This is a genomic window from Micromonospora sp. NPDC049151, from assembly GCF_040648395.1.
In the GTDB taxonomy this organism is placed as follows: Bacteria; Actinomycetota; Actinomycetes; order Mycobacteriales; family Micromonosporaceae; genus Micromonospora.
In genome coordinates, this window is the sequence record NZ_JBEZDP010000001.1 from 159,748 (window position 1) to 180,666 (window position 20,919).

Annotated in this window: 19 protein-coding genes; 8 read left to right on the forward strand and 11 right to left on the reverse strand. The window is 72.8% G+C overall.

Annotated features, from left to right (window positions below):
• Window positions 1-8 precede the first annotated feature (8 nt).
• On the reverse strand, window positions 9-1,517 hold the full coding sequence (locus AB0B20_RS00830) for a sigma-70 family RNA polymerase sigma factor (RefSeq protein WP_357390264.1): 1,509 nt from the start codon (window positions 1,515-1,517) through the stop codon (window positions 9-11).
• Between the two features lie 112 nt (window positions 1,518-1,629).
• On the opposite strand from AB0B20_RS00830, the gene AB0B20_RS00835 reads away from it, so the two are divergent.
• Both AB0B20_RS00835 and AB0B20_RS00840 read left to right on the forward strand, forming a co-directional pair.
• Window positions 1,630-1,938, forward strand: a complete 309-nt coding sequence (locus tag AB0B20_RS00835) for a hypothetical protein (RefSeq protein WP_357467032.1) — start codon at window positions 1,630-1,632, stop codon at window positions 1,936-1,938.
• Entirely contained in the window at window positions 1,939-4,593 is a 2,655-nt protein-coding gene (locus AB0B20_RS00840) for a DUF4132 domain-containing protein (protein WP_357467035.1), read from the forward strand.
• A 28-nt stretch (window positions 4,594-4,621) separates the two neighbouring features.
• Here AB0B20_RS00840 and AB0B20_RS00845 read toward each other — a convergent pair whose 3' ends face one another.
• The gene (locus AB0B20_RS00845; RefSeq protein ID WP_357467039.1) at window positions 4,622-6,301 is read right to left on the reverse strand and encodes a Na+/H+ antiporter; all 1,680 of its coding nucleotides are present in this window, start codon (window positions 6,299-6,301) and stop codon (window positions 4,622-4,624) included.
• Between the two features lie 179 nt (window positions 6,302-6,480).
• On the opposite strand from AB0B20_RS00845, the gene AB0B20_RS00850 reads away from it, so the two are divergent.
• Both AB0B20_RS00850 and AB0B20_RS00855 read left to right on the forward strand, forming a co-directional pair.
• Window positions 6,481-8,841, forward strand: coding sequence for a ricin-type beta-trefoil lectin domain protein (locus AB0B20_RS00850; RefSeq protein WP_357390296.1), 2,361 nt, complete (start codon window positions 6,481-6,483; stop codon window positions 8,839-8,841).
• A gap of 75 nt (window positions 8,842-8,916) precedes the next feature.
• Window positions 8,917-9,654: a Clp protease N-terminal domain-containing protein gene (locus AB0B20_RS00855; RefSeq protein WP_357390256.1), complete on the forward strand. Its 738-nt coding sequence runs from the start codon at window positions 8,917-8,919 to the stop codon at window positions 9,652-9,654.
• A 49-nt stretch (window positions 9,655-9,703) separates the two neighbouring features.
• Here the strand turns inward: AB0B20_RS00855 and AB0B20_RS00860 are convergent, their stop codons facing one another.
• Entirely contained in the window at window positions 9,704-10,222 is a 519-nt protein-coding gene (locus AB0B20_RS00860; RefSeq protein WP_357390254.1) for a hypothetical protein, read from the reverse strand.
• A gap of 108 nt (window positions 10,223-10,330) precedes the next feature.
• Complete coding sequence (locus AB0B20_RS00865) at window positions 10,331-10,513, reverse strand: DNA repair protein (RefSeq protein ID WP_357390252.1); 183 nt, start codon at window positions 10,511-10,513, stop codon at window positions 10,331-10,333.
• A 229-nt stretch (window positions 10,514-10,742) separates the two neighbouring features.
• Between AB0B20_RS00865 and AB0B20_RS00870 the strand changes: the two genes are divergently transcribed.
• Window positions 10,743-11,408, forward strand: coding sequence for a GNAT family N-acetyltransferase (locus AB0B20_RS00870; protein ID WP_357390250.1), 666 nt, complete (start codon window positions 10,743-10,745; stop codon window positions 11,406-11,408).
• 206 nt (window positions 11,409-11,614) lie between these two features.
• Here the strand turns inward: AB0B20_RS00870 and AB0B20_RS00875 are convergent, their stop codons facing one another.
• The 4 genes from AB0B20_RS00875 to AB0B20_RS00890 all read right to left on the reverse strand — a co-directional run bounded on the left by AB0B20_RS00875 (window position 11,615) and on the right by AB0B20_RS00890 (window position 14,736).
• Window positions 11,615-12,310 carry a TetR family transcriptional regulator gene (locus tag AB0B20_RS00875; RefSeq protein WP_357390248.1) on the reverse strand — a complete coding sequence of 232 codons (696 nt, stop codon included), beginning with the start codon at window positions 12,308-12,310 and terminating at the stop codon, window positions 11,615-11,617.
• Window positions 12,255-12,731 (reverse strand): DCC1-like thiol-disulfide oxidoreductase family protein, encoded by a 477-nt coding sequence (locus AB0B20_RS00880; RefSeq protein WP_357390246.1) that lies wholly within the window; start codon window positions 12,729-12,731, stop codon window positions 12,255-12,257. Before AB0B20_RS00880 ends, AB0B20_RS00875 begins: the two co-directional genes overlap by 56 nt.
• Window positions 12,728-13,162 carry a hypothetical protein gene (locus AB0B20_RS00885; RefSeq protein ID WP_357390244.1) on the reverse strand — a complete coding sequence of 145 codons (435 nt, stop codon included), beginning with the start codon at window positions 13,160-13,162 and terminating at the stop codon, window positions 12,728-12,730. The genes AB0B20_RS00880 and AB0B20_RS00885 overlap by 4 nt, the downstream gene beginning before the upstream one ends.
• Before the next feature lie 119 nt (window positions 13,163-13,281).
• Window positions 13,282-14,736 carry a glycoside hydrolase family 3 N-terminal domain-containing protein gene (locus AB0B20_RS00890; protein WP_357390242.1) on the reverse strand — a complete coding sequence of 485 codons (1,455 nt, stop codon included), beginning with the start codon at window positions 14,734-14,736 and terminating at the stop codon, window positions 13,282-13,284.
• A 124-nt stretch (window positions 14,737-14,860) separates the two neighbouring features.
• On the opposite strand from AB0B20_RS00890, the gene AB0B20_RS00895 reads away from it, so the two are divergent.
• The gene (locus AB0B20_RS00895) at window positions 14,861-16,066 is read left to right on the forward strand and encodes an ROK family transcriptional regulator (protein ID WP_357390240.1); all 1,206 of its coding nucleotides are present in this window, start codon (window positions 14,861-14,863) and stop codon (window positions 16,064-16,066) included.
• A gap of 92 nt (window positions 16,067-16,158) precedes the next feature.
• Here AB0B20_RS00895 and AB0B20_RS00900 read toward each other — a convergent pair whose 3' ends face one another.
• The gene (locus tag AB0B20_RS00900; RefSeq protein ID WP_357390238.1) at window positions 16,159-17,169 is read right to left on the reverse strand and encodes an ABC transporter permease subunit; all 1,011 of its coding nucleotides are present in this window, start codon (window positions 17,167-17,169) and stop codon (window positions 16,159-16,161) included.
• Window positions 17,166-18,170 (reverse strand): ATP-binding cassette domain-containing protein, encoded by a 1,005-nt coding sequence (locus tag AB0B20_RS00905; protein ID WP_357390236.1) that lies wholly within the window; start codon window positions 18,168-18,170, stop codon window positions 17,166-17,168. The genes AB0B20_RS00900 and AB0B20_RS00905 overlap by 4 nt, the downstream gene beginning before the upstream one ends.
• 120 nt (window positions 18,171-18,290) lie before the next feature.
• On the opposite strand from AB0B20_RS00905, the gene AB0B20_RS00910 reads away from it, so the two are divergent.
• Window positions 18,291-19,142, forward strand: coding sequence for an ABC transporter ATP-binding protein (locus AB0B20_RS00910; protein ID WP_357467045.1), 852 nt, complete (start codon window positions 18,291-18,293; stop codon window positions 19,140-19,142).
• Window positions 19,143-19,158: 16 nt separating this feature from the next.
• The gene (locus tag AB0B20_RS00915; protein WP_357467048.1) at window positions 19,159-20,055 is read left to right on the forward strand and encodes a ribokinase; all 897 of its coding nucleotides are present in this window, start codon (window positions 19,159-19,161) and stop codon (window positions 20,053-20,055) included.
• A gap of 45 nt (window positions 20,056-20,100) precedes the next feature.
• Here AB0B20_RS00915 and AB0B20_RS00920 read toward each other — a convergent pair whose 3' ends face one another.
• A complete protein-coding gene (locus AB0B20_RS00920; RefSeq protein WP_357388282.1) occupies window positions 20,101-20,865 on the reverse strand; it encodes a hypothetical protein in 765 nt (254 codons plus the stop codon).
• Window positions 20,866-20,919: the final 54 nt, after the last annotated feature.

Below are 20,919 nucleotides of genomic sequence, written 5' to 3' on the forward strand. Positions count from 1 at the left end.
GGCGGCCCTCAGTAGTCGATGTTGATGGCGGCGATCTGGCGGCTGCCGTTGGAGACGATGGCCGGGCCGGCGAAGCGGGAGCTCGCGTACGTCAGCGCCGTCTTGTGGCCCGGACTGTTGAACCACGCCTCGATCATCTGCTCCGGGGTGGCGGTGCCGGAGGACGCGAACAGCACCTCGTGCCCGCAGTGCGTCAACCCGCTGCCCGCGTTCAGGTTCTGCCGTACGCATGTCTCCGCGTCGCGGTGCTGCGCCGCGCCCAGCTTGACCTCGGTCAGGCCGAGCGCGCGACGCCGCTCGTTGAGCAGCACCAGCAGTCGCCGTTCCGCGGCGGACACCCCCGTCGACGTGCCGGCGGCCTTGGACGGCGACAGGGTCGGCTTCGGCGACCTGGACGGTTTCACCGACCTGGCGGGGCTCGGCCGCGCGGTGGTCGGGGACGGCTCCCCCGCCGTCGGGGACGGCTTCACCGCGGTCGGGGAGGGCGTGAGCGCCGGTGTGGCGGTCGCGGCCGAGGGCTGCGCGGCTGCCGCGCTCGCCGGCTGCCGGTTCGGCTCGTCCGGATAGTTGGCGAGGACGAGCCCGCCCCCGCCGAGCACGGCGACGGCGGCCACGACGCCGACCATGGTCTTGGACACCGGGAGCGCCCACCTCGCTCCGGCGCTCACGGCGTGCCCGCCGGGCGGGGAGGCCTGGGACCGGGCGGCGACCGCCTGCACGGTGTGGCTGACGTCCGAGGCGAGCGCGGCCGGGGGAGGGGTGAGCGCCAGGCCGGCCAGCAGTCGCTCGGCCGGAACCAGGTCCGAGGCGGCGTCCGGGCAGTGCGGGCAGTCCCGGATGTGGCGGGCGAACCGCTTGCGCCACACCGGCTCCGGCCGGCGGTCCCAGCCGGCGGCCGTGTCGGCCAGGGCGGCGCAGCCGGGCCGGGCGGTGAGGGCCCGCACCACGAGCCGCGCGGTGTCCAGCTGCGCCTTCATCCGGGACACCCGGACGGTCACGTGATGAGGGGCCAGGTTGAGCGCGTCGACCAGGTCGGCGCGGGTGAGGTGACCGGCCTCGACCAGCCACCACAGCGACAGCAGGCGGCGGTGGTCGTCGTCCAGCCAGCGCGTGGCCAGCACGACCTCCCGGCGCTGGTCGGAGAGGCGAAGCTGGGTCAGCGTCAGGTCCTCGAAGTCCGCGCGCGGGTCGATCACGTTGTCGATGTCCTCCGGCGGCGCGGGCGTGGTGGGGCGGCGCTGCGTGTGGGTGCGGATCTCGTTCATGGTGACGGCCACCAGCCACGAGCGGAAAAGCTGCGGCTCGCGTACGCCCGGCAGACCGCGGACGACGCTCAGCATCGTGTTCTGCACCACGTCGTCGACGTCGGCCGACCGGTTCAGGGCCCGGCCCACGATGTTGTAAACGAGCGGCAGACAGTGCGAGACCAGCTCGTCCATCGCCGCCCGGTCGCCGCGTCGAGCCGCGTCGACCACCGCCGACATGCCGGCCCTGCTCGGGTACGCGGGATAGGACACGCTCACCACCTGCCTCACGGAAACGATCTCGTACAAGGTGGAGACTGTCCGGTACGCGGTCAGGTCACACAAAATGCGTGCGGTGTCGGAGGCGAGCGCTATCTTCTCCGCCATGCCATTGATCACAGTCACCGACGAGGTCGTCGGAGCGCCGAGTGGACCGGCGTGGACCATCGAGGTCTTCGAGGAGGAGCTGCGGCTCGACGAGCTGATCCGGAGACGCGTCTTCCTGGAGATCGCCGAGTCCGGCGTGGACGTCGACCCGGAGGAGCGCACCCGGACGACGCTCGACGCGTTCAGCCGCAACGCCTTCGTGGTGCTCGTCGACGACCGTCAGGTCACCGCCCTTGACGAGAAGATCCGCCTGCACGCGGGATCCCGGGTCACCTTCCTCAAACTCGTCCCGCTGGTGGGTGGCTGAATGACGACGTACGACCCCGAGTCGGCCCTGCACGATGTGGCCGCCACCGCCAAGAAGTGGTGGGGCCCGAGCGCCGAGAACCTCAACGAGACCGGCAAGCAGCAATTCGTCGACCGGGTGGTGGCGGTGTGCGGCTGGGCGCCGGCGGGGACGGCTCCGTCGCTGCTCGCTGCGCTCGAAGATCCGCACGGGCCCTACGATCTCGCTGCGCCGTTGGTCGAGCTGCTGCCGGAGGCCACCCGGAAGGTCGAGTCGGTCGCCGCCGCCGTGGCCGACCTGACCGGCGACGACGCGGATCACGACAGGCGGGTCGCTGCCGCCTCCGCCCTGATCGACAGTCTGCCGGACCTGCCGTACCAGCACGAGAAGCCGTTGGACCGGGCCCGGGGCGAGGCGTGGCGCCGGACGACAGAACTCCTGGCCGCACAACCGGTGCCGGTGCGGCAGGTGGTGTTCGACGCGCTCACGGTGCCGGGGGAGAAGAGCGACGGCCGGGGCAAGCTGATCCGTGCCGCGCGCTCCGGTGGCGGGCTCGACGGCGCCGTCTGGCTCGATCGGCTCGGTGGTCAGGCCTGGCTGGGATTCGGTTACTGGAGCTCGCAGCTCCAGGGCTTCACCTGGGAGTCCATCAAGGCGACAGAGGCGGCCGGGCGTACGCATCCGGCGGCGCTGGCGGCCTGGCGTCGGACCCGGCTTGAACGTTCGCTGAGCGACATCAGCGACGAGGCCGACCGGATGTGGCCGATCCCCAACGTCGGTGAGCAGTGGGCCGACCGCGCCGTCGCGGACATCGAGGCGATGCCGGCGGATCGCCGGTCCGCGTGGGAGGCGCTGCTGGTGCACTGCCCGGTCGAGGTGGACAAGGCGAAGCCGACGGCCGGTTGGCGCAAGCAGGCCCGGTCGCTGCTCGACGCGGTGGGCGTGGACGAGTTCACCGCCCGGCTCGACGACTGGCTCCCGCTCGTCGGGCAGGCGCGCAGCCTGCCGCTGCGCATGACCACATGCTGCCCCGGCCACATCAAGGACATGCCACCACGGATGATCGACCGCTACAACGTCGGGCTGCTGTGGGGCCTGATCTGGACGCGGGCGATGTGCCCGCCGTCCGAAGTGACCCTGCGCAGCCTCGGCCAGATCGCGGAACGGGCCGCCCGCAAGATCTCCGGCCACGGCCCGGCGAGCCCGAAACTGGCGAACGTAGCGGTCGCGGCGCTCGTCGACACCGATCACCCGGCCGCCCTCGCCCAGCTGGCCCGGTTGTCCTCGCGGCTGACCTACAAGAGCACCCTGCGCCTGGTGGAGAAGGGGCTGGCCCGGCACGCCGAGGCGCGCGGCATCAGCCGGGAGGACGTCGAGGAGATGGCCCTGCCCGGCTTCGGGCTGCCGCTGGCGGACAAGCTGGGCGACTGCTCGTACGAGCTGGAGGTGCGCGGTGTCGACGCCGTAGTGGTGTGGCGCAACGCCGACGCCAAGGTGGTCAAGACGCCACCGGCGCAGGTGCGCAGGGACCACGGCGACGAGGTGAAGGAGCTGAAGGCGACTGTCGCCGACGTCGCCGCGACGCTCGTCGCCACCCGCGACCGGCTGGAAGGGCTGCTGCGGCGGGACCGTTCGTGGACCGTCGAGCAGTGGCGCGAACGGTTCCTGGACCATCCGCTGGCCCGTACCCTGGCCCGGCGGCTCGTCTGGACCGTCGACGGCGTCGCCTGCTGCTGGGCCGGTGCGGCGCTGCGAACAGTGGACGACACCGTGTTCGAGCCGGCCGACGACGCTACGGTCCGGTTGTGGCATCCGGTGCTCGACCCCGACGCGGTGGGGCCGTGGCGCGACTTCCTCACCCGGCACGGGATCACCCAGCCGTTCAAGCAGGCGCACCGGGAGCAGTACCTGCTCACCGACGCGGAGCGGGCCACCGGCACGTACTCCAACCGGTTCGCCGCGCACATCGTGCGTCAGCACCGGCTCAACGCGCTGCTGTCCCGGCGCGGCTGGTCGTACGTGCAGCACCGTAACGACGGGGCCTCGTACAACCTGCCCCGGCTGGCCCTCCCGGACTGGGGGCTGCGCGCCGAACTGGGTGTCGCCGGGATCGAGGACCGGGGCGACGACCTCGTCTTCGACACGATGGGGACCGACCAGCTGTTCTTCATCCGGGGAGAGCGCCTGCCGGTTCCGCTGGTGGAGGTTCCGCCGGTCGTGCTGAGCGAGGTGATGCGCGACGTCGACCTGTTCGTGGCCGCCGCCGGGGTCGGATCCGACCCGGACTGGTACGACGGCGGCCGGGCGGGCCGGCATCGCGACTACTGGGCGCAGAGCAGCTTCGGCGAGCTGGCCCCGACCGGCCGGACGCGCCGGGACGTGCTGGCGGAGCTGATCCCCCGGCTGGCGATCGCCGGCCGCTGCACTGTCACCGACAGGTTCCTCGAGGTACGCGGCGACCTGCACACGTATCGCATCCACTGCGGCTCGGGCAACATCCTGATCGCCCCGGACGAGCGGTATCTGTGCGTCATCCCGGACTCGGCGAAGGTGAAGGAGCCGGAGATGTTCCTGCCGTTCGAGGGTGACAGCCGGCTCACCGAGATCATCAGCAAGGCGTTGCTGCTGGCCGCCGACAAGAAAATCAAGGATCCGGTGATCCTGCGCCAGCTGTGAGGCGGCCGGCGGGCGCCGGGCACAGGATTCAGCTCGGCGCCCGCTTCGGCAGCAGCAGCTCCTCGTGGTCGAGTTCGCGTTCCAGCACGCGCAGTTCCTCGTCCGGCAGCCGGCCGGAGTCGCGCCACCGCAGCAACTCCTCGCGCTGCGCTTCGAGGACGGTCCGGCGGACCCGCAGCGCCGTCTCGTACTCCGGTGAGGTGGGCAGCTCCGACGATCCGCTCTGCTCGATCAGGTCGAGCCGCCCCCGGTAGCGGGCCAGCCGGGTCTCCAACTGGGCGCGCGTGGTGTCGACGGCGACCCGGCTGTCCGGTTCCTCGGTGGCGACGGTGTCGAGGCGGGCCAGCGCGGCCTCCACAGCGGCCGAGCGGGCCTCGTTGCGTACCCGGGCCTGGTCGGCCTCGTTGGCGCGCAGGCCGAGCATCCGCACGAGCGGCGCGAAGGTCAGACCCTGCCCGACCAGCGTCACCAGGACCACCACGAAGGTGCAGAACAGCAGCAGGTCACGGTCCGGGAAGGGGTCTCCGTCGCGGGTGGTCAGCGGCAGCGTGAAGATCGCGGCGAGGCTGATCACGCCGCGCGTACCGGACCAGCTCAGCGCCACCACCTCACGGGCGGTCAGCCCGCGGGCGTCGCGGTCGACGCCGCCGAGCCGCCGTGCCGCGTCCGGCTCGTCGGTGTCGTCCTGTTCGGAGACGCCACCGAGCCGGGTGTGCAGCGAACGGGGGAGCCACTGGGTCAGCACCAGCCAGGCCGGGCGCAGGAGCAGCACCACGCCGACCGACACGGCGACCGCGATGATGATGGTCGACGTCTCGTACTGGCGCAGGCCCCGTACGACGGCGGGGAGCTGCTGGCCGATCAGCAGGAAGACGAAGCCTTCGAGGAGGAAGTCGACGAGCCGCCACACGGCGTTGGTCTGGAGACGGGCGGCGCCGGACCCGAACTGCGGCGTCTGGTGGCCGACGATCAGGCCGGCGACCACCACGGCCAGCACGCCGGAGACGTGCAGCGCCTCGCCCAGCAGGTAGGCCACGAACGGTGTCGCGAGCGAGATCGCGTTCGACAGCAGCGGGTCCGCGGTGAGCGGGCGGAGCAGCCGCTTCGCCCGGGCGACGACCACGCCCACCGCGATCCCGCCCGCCGCCGCCAGCACGAACTGCCCGACCGCGGCGTGGAACGAGAACTCGCCGCCCACCGCGGCGGCGACAGCGACGCTGAGCATGGTCAGCGCGGTGGCGTCGTTCAGCAGCCCTTCGCCCTGGATGATCGTGACCATCTTCGGCGGCAGGTTGACCCGCCGGCCGACAGCCAGGGCGGCGACCGGGTCGGGCGGGGCGACCGCGGCGCCGACGGCGATGCCGGCCGCCAGCGTCGCGCCGGCCACGAACAGGTGGAACCCGACGCCCACGAGCAGTCCGGTGAGCAGCACCAGCACCACCGAGAGGCTGACTACGATCCGCAGGTTGCGGCGGATGTCGAGCAGGGAGGAGTCCAGCGCGGCGCTGTAGAGCAACGGTGGCAGCACGACCATGAGCACCAGCTCGGGATCGAGGCCGACGTTGGGGCCGGGGAGCAGCGCGTACGCGATGCCGATGAGCGGCAGGAGCGCCGCCGCCGGCAGGCCGGTGCGGGCCGCGATCCACCGCACGGCGATGACGATCGCGACGGCGGCGAGCACGAACAGCAGCGTCGAATGGGTGCTCACCCCGACCGACCCTACCCGTTTTCGCGAGCGTCGTTCGGTGGGGTGGGGGCCGGGCCGGCGAGGCGTTGACCAACCCGTGGTGTGAACGCTAACATGCCAAACGTTTGATAGACGTGTGTCTATCTGGAGGTGGGTCGGTGTCCAGCAGGATGAGCCGAGGACATGTGGCGTGGCGACGGATGGCGTCGGCGGCGGTGGCCGCGATGGTGACGGCGCTCGCGCTGACCGTCCCCGCCGCGCCGGCCCGGGCGGCGACCGCCCTCACCGTCAACGGCGCCTCCGGCGGGCGCGCGCTCGACGGGGTCGGTGCGGTCAGCGGCGGCGGCGGAAACAGCAGACTCCTGATCGACTACCCGGAGCCGCAGCGCAGCGACATCCTCGACTACCTGTTCAAGCCGGGTTACGGCGCCGCGATGCAGCTGATGAAGGTGGAGATCGGCGGCGACACCAACTCCACCTCCGGCGCCGAGCCCAGCCACGAGCACACCCGGGGCGGCGTGAACTGCAACCGGGGCTACGAGTGGTGGCTGATGGAGCAGGCGCGGGCGCGGAACCCCGCCATCGCCCTGGTCGGTCTGGCCTGGGGAGCGCCCGGCTGGATCGGCAACGGCAACTTCTGGTCCACCGACTCGATCAACTACCTCGTCGGGTGGCTGGACTGCGCGGCGACGCACGGGCTGACCATCAACTACCTCGGCGGGTGGAACGAGAAGGGCTACAACACCACCTGGTACAAGAACCTGCGCTCCACGCTCAACTCCCGCGGCTACGGCAACGTGAAGATCGTCGCCTCGGACGACTTCGGGTGGGGCGCCGCCGACGACTCGCTGCGGGACCCGGCGTTCGCCAACGCGGTGCAGGTCTTCGGCAGCCACTACGTCTGCGGCTACCGCAGCGCCCAGACCAGCTGCCCCAGCTCCGCCAATGCGATCTCCACCGGCAAGCAGCTGTGGGCCAGTGAGAACGGCTCCGACGACTACAACGCCGGCGCGCCGGCCCTCGCCCGGGGCATCAACCGCGGCTACCTCGACGGCAGGATGACCGGGTACATCAACTGGCCGGTGATCGCCGCCATCACCCCCAACATCCCGTGGGCGACCACCGGTGTGGCGGTGGCGCAGCAGCCGTGGTCCGGCGCCTACTCGATCGGCAAGAGCACCTGGGTGATGGCGCACACCACCCAGTTCACGGCGCCGGGCTGGCGCTATCTCGACTCGTCCAGCGGCTACCTCGGGGGCAACCGCGGCAACGGCAGCTATGTCTCGCTGAAGTCCACAAACAACAGTGACTGGAGCACCGTCATCGAGACGCAGGACGCCGGCTCGGCCCAGCAGCTCGACGTCACCGTCACCGGTGGGCTCTCCGCCGGCACCGTGCGCGTGTGGGCGACGAACCTCAGGTCCAACAACAGCGCCGACCACTTCGTCCGGGGCGCCGACATCACACCGAACGGCGGGCGCTTCTCGCTCACCGTCCAGCCCGGCTACGTCTACAGCATCACCACCACGAGTGGGCAGGGCAAGGGCACGGCTGTCAGCCCGGTCCAGGGCACCCTGGATCTGCCGTACCGCGACAACTTCGACAGCTACGCCACCGGGCGCGAGGCCCGGTACCTGATGGACCAGCAGGGCTCGTTCGAGATCGTCGGCTGCGGTGGCGGCCGGACCGGACAGTGCGTCCGCCAGATGTCCGAGCAGGCGCCGATTTACTGGACGTCCGGCCAGGCCGAACCGTACGCCCTGCTGGGCGATCTGACCTGGCGCAACTACACGGTCTCCTCGGACGTGCTGCTGGAGAAGCCCGGCTACGCCCAGCTCATCGGCCGCGGCAACACCTACAACCACCAGGGCCCGCAGAACCTCAACGGCTACTACTTCCGGGTCACCGACGGCGGGGCCTGGTCGATCCGGAGCAACAACACCAGCGGCAACTGGCGCACCCTGGCCAGCGGCAACACCGCGGCGCTGGGCACCGGGCGCTGGCACAACCTCTCGTTGAAGCTCAACGGCAGCACCCTCACCGCGGCGATCGACGGCACCACCGTCGGCACCGTGTCGGACTCCGCCTGGGTGGCCGGCCAGATCGGGTACGGCACCGGCCAGGGCGTCACCGCCCAGTTCGACAACCTCGCGATCACGCCGGGCGACGGTTCCAGCGGCCCGACCGGAGAGGTGCGCAGCGCGAGCGCCAACCGCTGCCTCGACGTCAACGGCGCCAGCCAGGCCGACGGCGCGGTCGTGCAGATCTGGGACTGCAACGGTGGGCCCAACCAGCAGTGGACGGTCGGCACGAGCAACCAGCTCACCGTGTACGGCAACAAGTGCCTCGACGTCCCGGGCGCCGCGTCCGGCAGCCGTGCGCGGATCATGACCTGCACCGGCGGCAGCAACCAGCAGTGGCGGCTCAACGCCGACGGCACCATCGTCGGGGTCGGCTCGGGTCTCTGCCTGGACGTCAACGGGCAGGGCACCACAAACGGCACCGCGGTGCAGATCTGGACCTGCAACGGCGGCAGCAACCAGCGGTGGGTGCGCGGCTGACCCGCAGGGGTGGAACCTCGATCGCATCGTCAACCGAGGGTTGACCGCCACACATCGTCAACCTATGGTTGACGCATGGAGGAGACCGAACCGCACAAGATGACCCATCCGGTACGCCTCGACGACCTCATCGACGGCATCAAGAAGGCACACACCGACGCGCTCGACCAGCTGGCCGACGCGGTCCTCGTCGCCGACCACCTGGGCGACGTCGCCGACCACCTCATCGGGCACTTCGTCGACCAGGCGCGCCGCTCCGGCGCCTCGTGGACGGAGATCGGCCGCAGCATGGGCGTGACCAAACAGGCCGCCCAGAAGCGTTCCGCCGCCAAGGCGGAGACCGCCGCCACGCTCGACCCGAACTCCGGGTTCGGCCGGTTCACCCCGCGCGCCCGCAACGTGGTGCTGGCCTCGCAGGAGGAGGCGCGGGCGGCGGGCAACGCCGAGGTCGCCCCGGGACACCTCGCGCTCGGGCTGCTCGCCGAGCCGGAAGGGCTCGCCGCCGCGACGATCGTGGCCCGGGGCGTACCCCTGGAACGGCTGCGGGAGGCCGTCACCGCGGCGCTGCCGGCGAAGGCCGATCGGGTTCCGGACGTCATCCCCTACGACGCGCGTGCCAAGAAGGCGCTGGAGCTGACGTACCGGGAGGCGCTGCGGATGGGCCACAACTACATCGGTACGGAGCACATCCTGCTCGCCCTGCTGGAGGAGGAGGGCGACGACGGGGTGCTGCGCGGGCTCGGCCTGGAGAAGCCCGCGCTGGAATCGGCGTTCGAGGCGGCGCTGGCCGAGATCACCCGGAAAGGGGCCTGACCCCGCGCCGGGCACGCGTCACGAGGGCGCGTGCCCGGGAGGCGGGGTGTCAGGCGGCGGTGGGGAAGCCGTACCGGGCGGCGTGCTCCGGGTCGGCGGGGTCGACCTGGCGGATGCCGGCGTCGGCCAGGCGCTTGTTCACCTCGTCGAGGTGTTCCCGGACCAGCCGGGCCTCCTCCTCGGTGACCCGGCCGCGATGCGGGCGCCCGGCGTGCTCGATCGTGCCGTAGTCGATCTTCTCGGTGGTACGGCGGGCCTTCGGCGGCTTGACCCGCTCGGCGGTACGCAGCAGTCGCGCCATCGGCACGTCGGTCGCCATCGCGTCGAACTCGCTCGCGGTCAGCACCACGCGACGCGGCTCGCCGTGGCCGTGCCGGTCGTGGATCTCCACCACCGCGACGTCGAGCGCCGCGTCGTCGATGCTCTCCACCTCGACCGGGGTGGCGTCGAGCTGCACGGGGCCGGCGACCAGATCCGGATGCTCCAGGACGACGACCTTGACCACCTCGTCGTCGGGGCTCAGCACCCGGCCGGTGAAGTCGGAGACGTGGATCGTCTTCTTGCCCATGCGCGGAGCTTCTCCTGTCGTAGGCCGGAAATCGGACCACAAGACGCTACCGCACAGGTGTGCGAAGGCCGGTACGCCGCCCGGGCCGGTGTGTCGTCGCCCGCCCTTTCAGAGCGGGGTCAGGCCTTGCCGCGAGGCGGCGGCCGGCTGGGCGTTCACCTCGGCCCAGGAGGTGGCCCGGTCGCGGCGCTCACGGTACGCCGGCTGCGCCGGGAATCGTCCGGCGTCCGCCGCAACCCGCCAGCCGCGCTCCGCGTCCTGCTGGAATCGGTCATTCGGTTCGTGAGGCATGACCACTACCGTCCCAGAGAAACTTGTACATGTATGGAAATGGATGTGACGCAGGGTCGATGCCTTCGGTTCCGCGAAGCGCCGGAATCCTGCGGCCGGTGGCGGAAGCGGGAATCGGCACCCGTCGCTGGCGTGCCGACCCTCTACCCATCGGCCGCGCGTCTCAACCCCGGTGCGATCGGCCGATTCCGCGGGCACGGGCGCGGCGGCACGGCGTACCATGATCACTATGCTCGACCGGCGGGTCTTCCTTCATCTGGCGACCTGGTTGGGACAGTGGCCGGCGGGCCCCGGGCTGCACGTCGTCCGGTCCTACCGCCGCGCCCGTCCGGCCTGGGACGGGCGGCTGCGCCCAGCCGTCGCGGTGACGGCGGACGGCAGCACCGTCCTCTCGGTCGCCGCGGACCGGGTGGAGGCGGTACGGGCGCTGGTGCGTGACCGGCCGATCGGGGAGTGGCTGCCCGCTCTGCCGGGCGCGGTCGGCACACCCGAGTTCATCGCGCACACCTCGGTCCTGCGCTGGTGCACCGACCCGGCGCCGCTGCCCGAGGTGGGCGAGTGGGTGCCGCCCACGCTGCCCGGACTGCCGCCGTGGCTGCGGCTGTTCGACCGGGAGGTGCTCGTGGTCCGGGGCGCTGACGGCGCGTACCGGGCCGGCGTGGGGATCAAGCGGCACGACGCGTACGGGCACGAGCTGGCGGTGGGCACGGTGCCGGCGGCGCGCGGGCGCGGCCTGGCCCGGCGGCTGGTCGCGCAGGCCGCGCGCCGGGTGCTGGACGAGGGGGCGATCCCCACCTATCTGCACGACCCGGGAAACGCCGCGTCCGCGCGGGTGGCCGAGGCGGCCGGATTCCCGGATCGGGGCTTCACCGCGTTCGGCGTCTTCCCCCGTTGAGCCGGTGCTGCCGCCGAGCCGGCGGATTCCCGCTGACCGGTCCGGCGCGGACCGTGGATCCCGGGCCGGATCCACGGTCCGCAGCTTTCCTCCCAGGCCCCGGCATCGGTAACGCTATGTGCTAGAGCCGGTGGTGAACAAGGGGTGCGTCGCTGTCCGGTAATGGACTCTCACCTGCGGGATCGTCAGTCACTGGGTCAGTCGGGTCAGTGACGCAGCGTGCTTATCAGGGCGAGGGTCTGGCGGGTGACCGGGCGCAGCACGCGCAGCCGCGACAGCGCCACCAGCCGGTCCACGAGCGGCACCACGCCGTCGATGAGCTGCCGGGTCTTCACCTGCCCGTCCGAGCGGTCGTGCACCCAGTAGAGCACCACCCCCATGTAGCCGAGCCAGAGCAGCTCGGGCAGGGCCTCACGCAGCTCGGCGTCGAGCTTGGCGGTGGAACCGGTCAGCGCCTCACGGAACAGCGCTATCGACATGTCCCGGGGGGCCGACGACTCGGCGGAGAACGGGCTGAGCGGGGAGGTCGGCTCGGCCGCCGTCTTGAAGAAGGCGCCAGCGAACGCGTGGTACGGGCTCAGCACGTCGATGCCCGCGTGCAGCACCCCGGCCAGTCGCGGGCCGAAGTCCCGTTCCCGGGCGAGCACCGTGTCGGCCGCCGCCCGGTGCTCGCGCTGGGTGCCCGCGTAGAACTCCTGGACCAGGTGCTCCTTGGAGTCGAAGTAGTAGTAGGCGTTGCCCACCGCCACGCCCGCCTCCTGGGCGACCGCGCGCATCGTGGTGCGCGCGTATCCGCGCTCGCGGAACAGCCGCATCGCGGTGTCCAGGATCAGCTGGCGGGTCTGCTCACCCCGGGCCGTCGACCCGCTCGCAGCGGTCGTCGGCACACTCTGCTCGGTCATCGTCGTCACCGTATCCCGGTTCCCGGATCCGCTCGCGGACCGCGGAGGCGGTCGCCACCACCCGCCGGGCCAGCGGCAGCAGGTGCGGGCGGGCCAGCCGCTCGGCCGTGCCGCGATGTTCGGCGAGCGCCCAGAGGCAGGCGAACCAGGCGCCGTCGCCGCGGTAGACCGCGCCGGTGTCGGCCACCACCGTCAGATCGCGCAACGTGGCGTCGTGGTCCAGCCCGGGAAAGCGCCGCCGGGCCTCGGCGGACCCGGCCGGCACGAACTCCAGCGGTACGAGCTGGGCACGCGAGGCGAGCCACCGCTTGGCGGCCCGGCACATCGGGCAGCCCGCGTCGTACAGGACGGTGAACCAGCGGATCCCACCGGCCCCGTGCCCGGTGGGATCCTGCTGGTGCCCGCCCGCGGCGGACGTCACCGGGCCGGCGGGTTCGGCCCCGCCGGTACCGGTCCGCCCTGCGGCGGGAGCATTCTGACCGGCGGCAGCGGCGGGTGGGTGGCCTGCTGGCGCAGGCGGCCGCGCCGGTATCGGCCGAGTGCGAAGACGTTGAAGAAGTGCAGCGCACCCAGCACCAGCAGGACCAGCCCCACCTTCATGGAGAGCTGCTCCAGCGCCTGGCTGGTGTCGCCGACCGGGTCGGACTCCTTCATGGCCACCGTGACGTAGCCGAGGTTGAGCAGGTAGAACCCGACCACCAGCAGGCTGTTCACCGCCTCGGCCAGCCGGCTGTCGGCGAACACGTCCTGCAGGAACACCAACCCGTTGCGGGACAGCGCCCGCGCCACCCAGATGGTCAGACCGATGCTCACCGTCAGGTAAGCCAGGTACATCCAGACCTTCGCGTCCATCCCCCGTCGCCCCTCTTGAACGTGTTCAAATTCAGGGCCTGAGCGTACGACATATTTTGAATGCGTTCAATAGTGCGGCCCGCCGTTCGGGAAACAGCGGGCCGGGAGTGGGGAGTGGGTCAGGCCGTCAGGCGGAGCACCTCGGCGGCGGCCCGGCCGTTGGCGTGGCTGGCGCCGTGGGTGGCGACGAAGGCGCGCGCGCCCGCCGGCCGCCACGCACCAGGCCAGCCCATCTCGACCACCGTCACCTGATGCGTGGCGGCCAGCGCCTCGACCAGCTCGCGCGCGCCGGGCAGGCGGTGCAGGTGTCGTCCGACGAGCACGATCGGCCGGTCACCGGCGAGCCGCCGGACCTGCTCCGGGTCGGTCTCGCCCGCCACCGCGCGGGCCTGCTCGACCCCGGCGGCCAGGTGCGGGCCGAGCCCCCACGGCACCCGGCCCTCGGCGATGGTGGAGGTGGCGTGCACCTGCACCACGAGCGGCGCGGTGGCGCGGGTGAGGTCGCCCTCGACCCGTACCGCCCGCAGCGCGGCGGCGTAGCCGAGGCCCGCGACGGCGGGCGGCCGGGCGGCGGCGGGGCCGGTGGCGGCGGCGAGCGCCGCGGTCCGGCCGGCGGCCTCCTCGACCCGCTCACGCGCCAGCCGGCCGTCGCCGATCGCCGCGACGATCTCGGCGGCGACCGACTCGACCAGTTCGGCGTCCACCCGGGCGCCGACGCAGAGCAGATCCGCGCCGGCGGCCAGGGCCCGGACCGCGCCCGGACCGACCCCGCCGGCGGCGAGCACCGCGCCCTTCATCTCCAGCGCGTCGGTGATGACGGCGCCGGTGAAGCCGTACTCGACGCGCAGCAGGTCGTGCAGGACCGCGCGGCTGAACGTGGCCGGGCCGTCGCCGGTCAGCGCCGGCACCCGGATGTGCGCTGTCATCACCGCGCGGACGCCCGCGTCGACCACGGCGGCGAACGGCGGCAGGTCGCGTTGCCGAAGGACCGACGGCGGCACGTCGACTGTGGGCAGTTCGTGGTGCGAGTCGGCGACCGTGGCGCCGTGCCCGGGGAAGTGCTTGGCGCAGGCGGACACGCCCGTCGACTGGAGACCGGCGACGGCGGCGGCGGAGTGGACCGCCACCCGTTCCGGGTCCGCCCCGAACGAGCGGGTGCCGATCACCGGGTTCTCGTCGGCGGTGTTCACGTCGACAGTGGGTGCCAGGTCGACGGTGATGCCCAGAGCGGCCAGTTCCGCGCCGATCGCCGCGTACACCTGCCGGGTGAGGCCGGGGTCGTCCACCGCCCCGAGCGCGGCGTTGCCCGGGTACGGGCTGCCGGTGGCGTGCGCCAGCCGGGTGACGTCGCCGCCCTCCTCGTCGATCGCGAGGATCACGTCGGAGCGGCCGGCGCGCAGCGCCGCGGTGGACGCCGCCACCTGGGCCGGGTCGTGGATGTTGGTGCCGAACAGGGTGTGCCCGGCGAGCCCGTCGGCGAGCAGGTCGACCGCCCAGTCCGGCGGGACCGGTCCCGGGTACGCGGCCAGCAGCGTGCCCAGCGCGAGCCGGCGCAGTCCTGGATCCAGACCCACGAGTATCCCCTTTCCCTGCCGGGTCGTCCGACCGCTGCGGACGGGGGCGGCCGATACGCTAACGGGCACCCCTCGGCAGGCGTTTTGTGGTTAGAAAACTTTACTGAAAATTGAGGACGTTGGCATGAGTGCGACCCGGCTGCCCGGCACCCCCCGACTCCTGCGGGCGCTCAACGATCGTGCGGCGCTGGAGCTGCTGCTCGAACGCGGCCCGCTGACCCGGGCCCGGATCGGTGAGCTGACCGGGCTGTCCAAGGTCACCGCGTCCCAGCTCGTCGAGCGGCTGGAGGAGCGCGGCCTGGTCGCCCGGGTCGGCGAGCAGGCCGGCGGGCGGGGCCCGAACGCCCAGCTCTACGCCGTCCGGCCGGGCAGCGCGTATGTGGTGGGCGTGGACGTGGGCGCGGAGCGGGTGGTGGCGGCCTGCGCCGACATCACCGGCACCGTGGCCGGCCGGGTCGAGCAGTCCACCAAGGACACCGACGACCCGGTCGGCGTGGTGCACAACGCGGTCGTCCAGGCGGCCAGCAGCGCCGGGGCGGAGCTGTCCGCCGTCCGGCGCGTCGTGCTCGGCACCCCCGGCCTGGTCGACCCGCAGACCGGCGACATCACGTTCGCGTTCAACCTGCCGCGCTGGCACAGCGGCCTGCTCGCCGCGCTCCGCGAGGACCTGGACACCCCTGTCGTCTTCGAGAACGACGTGAACCTGGCGGCGGTGGCCGAGGCGCAGTCCGGCGCGGCCCGGGGCACAGCCGACTTCGTGCTCGTCTGGGTGGACGCGGGCGTCGGCCTGGCGATCATGCTGGGCGGGCGGCTGCACCACGGCAGCAGCGGCGCGGCGGGCGAGATCGGCTACCTGCCGGTGCCGGGCGCACCCATCCCGCGCGACGTGTCCAAGCGGGCCAAGCCGGCGTTCCAGCAGCTCGTCGGCGCCGACGCGGTACGCGCGGTGGCAGCCGAGCACGGTTTCGCCAGCCCGGACGCGGCGGAGCAGGGCGTCGCGGCGGCCCGGGCGGCCGAGGTGGTACGCGCGGCCATCGCCGCCGGCACCGCCGGTGGGCCGATGCTCGACGAGCTGGCCCGGCGGCTGGCGCTCGGTGTGGCGAGCACCTGCGTGGTGCTCGACCCGCCGCTCGTGGTGCTCGCCGGCGCGGTCGGACAGGCCGGCGGCGCGGCGCTTGCCGAGCGGGTGCAGCACGAGGTCGCCGCGATCACGCTGGTCCGGCCCCGGGTGGTGACCACCGGGCTGACCGAGGAGCCGATCCTGCGCGGCGCGCTGCGTACCGCGCTGGACGCGGTGCGTGACGAGGTGTTCGGCTCGACGGTCGGCTGACCGCGTCGTGCACCCTGGCGCCATGTGAAGGAATCCTTCATCATGGCGTCAGGGTTCGCAAGGAGTTGCCGGGTCGGGGCGCCGTCCGTCTGTCAGATCAGGTCGCGGCGGCGGAACACGGTGAACGCCGCCGTCACCAGCGCGCCGGTGAGCCCGAGCAGCACCACCAGCCCTGACGGCCAGGTCAGCGTGTAGGAACCGTCGCAGTAGCCGGAGATCCCGGGACCGCAGGAGTTGTTGTCCCAGAGCCGCACCTCACCGGACAGCCACGCCGTCAGATAGCTGGACAGCATGTACCGGTCCGGCCGGCCCACCTGAAGGATCTGGAACACCAGCCTCGCCCCCAGCTCCCACACCACCACGTACGCGGCCACCGTGCCGAGCGCCGCCGAGGTGTGCCGGCCCAGCGTGGCCACGGCGAACCCGAGCGCCGCGGCGAGCAGCACCAGCACCAGCCCGCGTACCCAGATCGCGGCGAGCGACGGCCAGAAGTCGCCGCTGGTACGCCCGACCAGCCCGGAGGCCTGGCCGATCAACCAGAACGCCCCGAGGTACGCCACCGACGCCAGCACCGACAGGCCGAGCAGGCCGCCCAGCAGCGTGCCGAGCTTTGTGGCGAGCACCGTCTGCCGCCGGGGCCGCCACAGCAGCAGGTTGACCACCCCGCCCGAGGTCAGGTCGGCCCCGATGTAGGAGGCGCCGACCAGGAACCCGAACAGGGTCAGGAACGCGATCAGGAAGTAGAGCAGCGGCTCGGCCTCCTTGGCGAAGACGAAGACGCCGCTGAGGTAGTCGGCCGCGCTCGGCAGCTCCTCGATCTGCGCCGGGTCGATCTGGGCGCAGTCGCGCGGCAGGTAGTCGTTCTCGCTCGGCGGGAGCGAGCCCTCCCGGATTCGCAGGCAGCGGTCGTACGTCATCTCCATCTGGCGGACGCTCTCCGCCGCCTGCGCCTGGGCCCGGCTCAGCTCCGCCGGGCTCGGCCGGTGCGAACCGGCGAGCGTGGTCACCACGGTCACCGCGAAGGCGACACCCAGCAGCACCACCATGAGCTGCACGAAACGCCGGGCGGCCAGCCGCTCCAGCTCGGCCCGGACCAGGTTCACGCGTCCACCTCCCGGATCTCCCGGACGTCGAGATCGATCACTCCGTCGCGCGGTGGCGCGCCGTCGACCTGCCGTGGCACCGCCACGTGTTCGTCGCCGCCGGTCAGCTCCAGGAAGACGCTCTCCAGGTCCGGCCGCAGCGGGACCAGCTCGCGTACCCACACGCCCTGCTCGCCGAGCGTCCGGCTGATCGTCTCCGGATCCACCACACCGGTCACCACCAGGTGGTCCGGCTCGACGGACACCGACAGGCCAGCCCGGCCCAGCACCTGCCCGGCCTGCTCCGGGGCGGCCACCCGTACCCGCCACTGGTGCTTGTCGAAGCCGGCCAGCACGTGCGCCACCGGCCCGTACGCGACCCGCCGTCCCCGGCTCACGATCGTCACGTGGTCGCAGATCAGCTGGATCTCGGCGAGGATGTGGCTGGACAGCAGCACCGTCACCCCGGCCTCGGCCAGCGACCGGGTCAGGTCGCGCATCTCCCGGATCCCGGCCGGGTCCAGCCCGTTCGCCGGTTCGTCAAGGATCAGCAGTTCCGGGCTCTTCAGCAGGGCCGACGCGACCGCCAGCCGCTGCTTCATGCCCAGCGAGTAGCCCTTGACCCGCTCGTCGCCCCGCTCGCGCAGCCCGACCTGCTCCAGCACCTCGTCCACCCGGATGGTCGGCACACCCCCGGCCAGCGCCAGCAGCCGCAGCGTCCGGCGCGCGGTGAAGTTGGCGAAGAACTGCGGGCTCTCCACGATCGCGCCGACCCGCCCGGACACGTCCGGCAGGCGCTCGGGTGACTCGGCGCCCAGCACGCGCATCCGCCCGGCGTCCGGCCGGACCAACCCCAGCAGCGCGCGCAGCGTGGTGGTCTTCCCGGACCCGTTCGGCCCCAGGAAGCCGTGCACCTGACCCGCCTCGACCAGCATGTCGAAGTCGTCGACGGCGATCCGGCGGCCCTGACGCAGCGTGTGGAACGTCTTGCGTAGACCGGCGATCTCGATGACCGGGCTCATCCGCGCTCCTCCCGGCAGCGGTCGGTCATGGGTGTCCTTCCGGAAGCGGTGACCAACGACACGGCGCCCCACCCTATGGCGGCGGCGCCGCCCGTGGGGGGCGCCGGGCCGGGTGCGTGATTGGATGGAGCGGTGACTGGTGACCTGATCCCCGGCGCCCCGGGCGCCCTCGCCCCCTCGACCGTGGACGCGGATCTGGTGGTCAGCCTCGACGGGGTCGGCGTCAAGCGTTCCGGCACGGCGCTGGTGCACGACGTCGACTGGCAGGTCGAGCTGGACGAACGGTGGGTGGTGCTCGGTCCGAACGGCGCGGGCAAGACGACGCTGCTCAATCTGGCCGCCGGGCGGCTGCACCCGACCAGCGGCGTCGCGCACGTGCTCGGCGAGCGCATCGGCCGTACCGACGTCAACGAGCTGCGTACCCGCATCGGCCTGTCCACGGCGACGCTCGCCGAGCGGATCCCCGCCGAGGAGCGGGTCGTCGACGTGGTGGTGACCGCCGCCTGGTCGGTGGTCGGCCGCTGGCGGGAGAGCTACGACCGCACCGACGAGGCCCGCGCCGCCGCGTTGCTGCACCAGCTCGGCGTCGGCCACCTCACCGGCCGCGTGTACGGCACGCTGTCCGAGGGCGAGCGCAAGCGGACGCAGATCGCCCGCGCGCTGATGACCGACCCGGAGCTGCTGCTGCTCGACGAGCCCGCCGCCGGGCTCGACCTGGGTGGGCGCGAGGACCTGGTGGCCCGGCTGGCCGAGCTGGCGTACGACCCGGACGCGCCGACAATGGTGCTGGTCACCCACCACGTCGAGGAGATCCCGCCCGGCTTCACCCACGCGCTGCTGCTGCGCGAGGGCGGCGTGGTGGCGCAGGGCCTGCTCGCCGACGTGCTCACCGCCGACAACCTGTCGAAGACGTTCGGCCTGCCGCTGGTGGTCACGCGGTCCGGCGACCGCTGGGCCGCCCGCGCCGCCTGAGCGACGGGACGAAACAGTGCCGCAGACCCGGGTCGCCGTCGTCGGCAGCGCCAACATGGACCTCGTCGGCATCGGCGCCGCGCTGCCCCGGCCCGGCGAGACCGTGCTGGGCGACGACTTCGTCATGCTGCCCGGCGGCAAGGGCGCCAACCAGGCGGTCGCGGCGGTACGCGCCGGCGCGTCATGCGTCTTCCTCGGCGCGATCGGCTCGGACTCGTTCGGGGTGACGCTGCGGGCCCGGATGACAGCCGCCGGCGTGGACACCGGCCACCTGCGGGTGGTCTACGGCCCGTCCGGCGTCGCGCTGGTCATGGTCGGCGGCGCGGGGGAGAACGCCATCCTGGTCACCCCGGGGGCGAACGCCGCGTTCACGTCGCTGTCCGCCGACGAGCTGTCCGCCGTACGCGACGCCGACGTGCTTGTCGCGCAGCTGGAGGTGCCGGTCGAGACGGTGACCGAGGCGGCGCTGGCGGCCCGGTCGGCGGGCACCCGGGTGGTGCTGAACGCCGCGCCGGCCCGGCCGGTGCCGGCCGAGCTGCTGGCGGCCACCGACCTGCTCGTGGTGAACGAGCCGGAGGCGCAGGCGCTGACCGGCCGGGGCCGGGACGAGCCGGCGGCGCTGCTGGACCTGGTGCCCCGGGCGGTGCTGACGCTCGGCGGCGACGGCGCCTGGTACGTCGACCGGGACCAGCCGGCGACACACGTGCCGGCGGTGCCGGTGGACGTGGTCGACTCGACAGCCGCCGGGGACGCGTTCACCGCCGCGCTCGCGGTGGCCTGGGGCGAGGGGCGGGACCTGGCCGACGCGGTGCGCTGGGCGGCGGCCGCCGGTGCGGCGTGCGTACGCAAGCTCGGCGCCTCGGTGGCGCTGCCGCACCGCGCGGAGATCGACGAGCTGTTCGGCGAGTGTTAAGAAGGGTCCCTTCCTCTACCGGAGGCGTTAAGAAGGGGCCCTTCCTTACACCTCGTCGGTGCGGCGCTCGCCGCGACGGCGCAGCATGCCGAGCCCGGGGATGCCGGCGACCGCGAGCTTGAGGTCGCGTGTGACGTCCAGCAGGTCGTGCAGGTCCGGGCCGACCCGGTCGAGCGTGGCCAGGATCGGCAGCACGTCCGAGGTCAGGTGCTGCTTGAGCTTCGGCAGCTCGTCGACGAGCCGGATCGCGGCGGTGACCTCCTCCGGGCTGAGCTGCTCCACGAAACGCGCCGCCATCGGCGCGGCCCGGCGCAGCGTCGCCTCGTACGCGGACAGCAGCTCGTTCGCGACGCCGGTCGCCTTCTCGGCGGTGGCGAGGGTGCCCGCCGCCCGCGCGGTCACCGTCTCCGCCTCGGTCACCACACCGGCCGCGCTGCGGGCCACCCGGTCGGCCTCGCCGACCACTGTGGCCGCCGCCTCGGAGACCCGCTGCGCCTCGCCGACCACGACAGTCGCGGCGGCGGCCACCTCGGTCGCCGTGTCGATCGCCGCGGTGGCGGCGGCGCTGATCACCGCCACCTCGCGGACCGCCGTCTCGGCGTCGGTGAGCACCCGGTCGGTGCGGTCGAGCGTGCCCTCGATCCGGTCCACCACCCCGTTGATCCGCCGCAGCAGCGCCTCCACTTCGTCGAGCACGGCGAACGCGCGGGCGGGCACCGCCGCGAACGCGCCGGCCGAGCCGAGCGCCTGGTCCACTGCGGTACGGGTGAGGCCGAGCACGGCGCCGGGCCGGGGAAGAGGGATCGCCATGGCATCCAGTGTGCGGCGTCGGGGCCAGTGCCGCCCGGCGGCGGCGAGGCGGCG

Coding starts and splice junctions, on each gene's coding strand:
- AB0B20_RS00835 (WP_357467032.1), top strand. CDS start 1,630: ATGCCATTGATCACAGTCACCGACGAGGTCGTCGGAGCGCCGAGTGGA.
- AB0B20_RS00840 (WP_357467035.1), top strand. CDS start 1,939: ATGACGACGTACGACCCCGAGTCGGCCCTGCACGATGTGGCCGCCACC.
- AB0B20_RS00850 (WP_357390296.1), top strand. CDS start 6,481: ATGGCGTCGGCGGCGGTGGCCGCGATGGTGACGGCGCTCGCGCTGACC.
- AB0B20_RS00855 (WP_357390256.1), top strand. CDS start 8,917: ATGGAGGAGACCGAACCGCACAAGATGACCCATCCGGTACGCCTCGAC.
- AB0B20_RS00860 (WP_357390254.1), bottom strand. CDS start 10,222: ATGGGCAAGAAGACGATCCACGTCTCCGACTTCACCGGCCGGGTGCTG.
- AB0B20_RS00865 (WP_357390252.1), bottom strand. CDS start 10,513: ATGCCTCACGAACCGAATGACCGATTCCAGCAGGACGCGGAGCGCGGC.
- AB0B20_RS00870 (WP_357390250.1), top strand. CDS start 10,743: ATGCTCGACCGGCGGGTCTTCCTTCATCTGGCGACCTGGTTGGGACAG.
- AB0B20_RS00875 (WP_357390248.1), bottom strand. CDS start 12,310: ATGACCGAGCAGAGTGTGCCGACGACCGCTGCGAGCGGGTCGACGGCC.
- AB0B20_RS00885 (WP_357390244.1), bottom strand. CDS start 13,162: ATGGACGCGAAGGTCTGGATGTACCTGGCTTACCTGACGGTGAGCATC.
- AB0B20_RS00895 (WP_357390240.1), top strand. CDS start 14,861: ATGAGTGCGACCCGGCTGCCCGGCACCCCCCGACTCCTGCGGGCGCTC.
- AB0B20_RS00905 (WP_357390236.1), bottom strand. CDS start 18,170: ATGAGCCCGGTCATCGAGATCGCCGGTCTACGCAAGACGTTCCACACG.
- AB0B20_RS00920 (WP_357388282.1), bottom strand. CDS start 20,865: ATGGCGATCCCTCTTCCCCGGCCCGGCGCCGTGCTCGGCCTCACCCGT.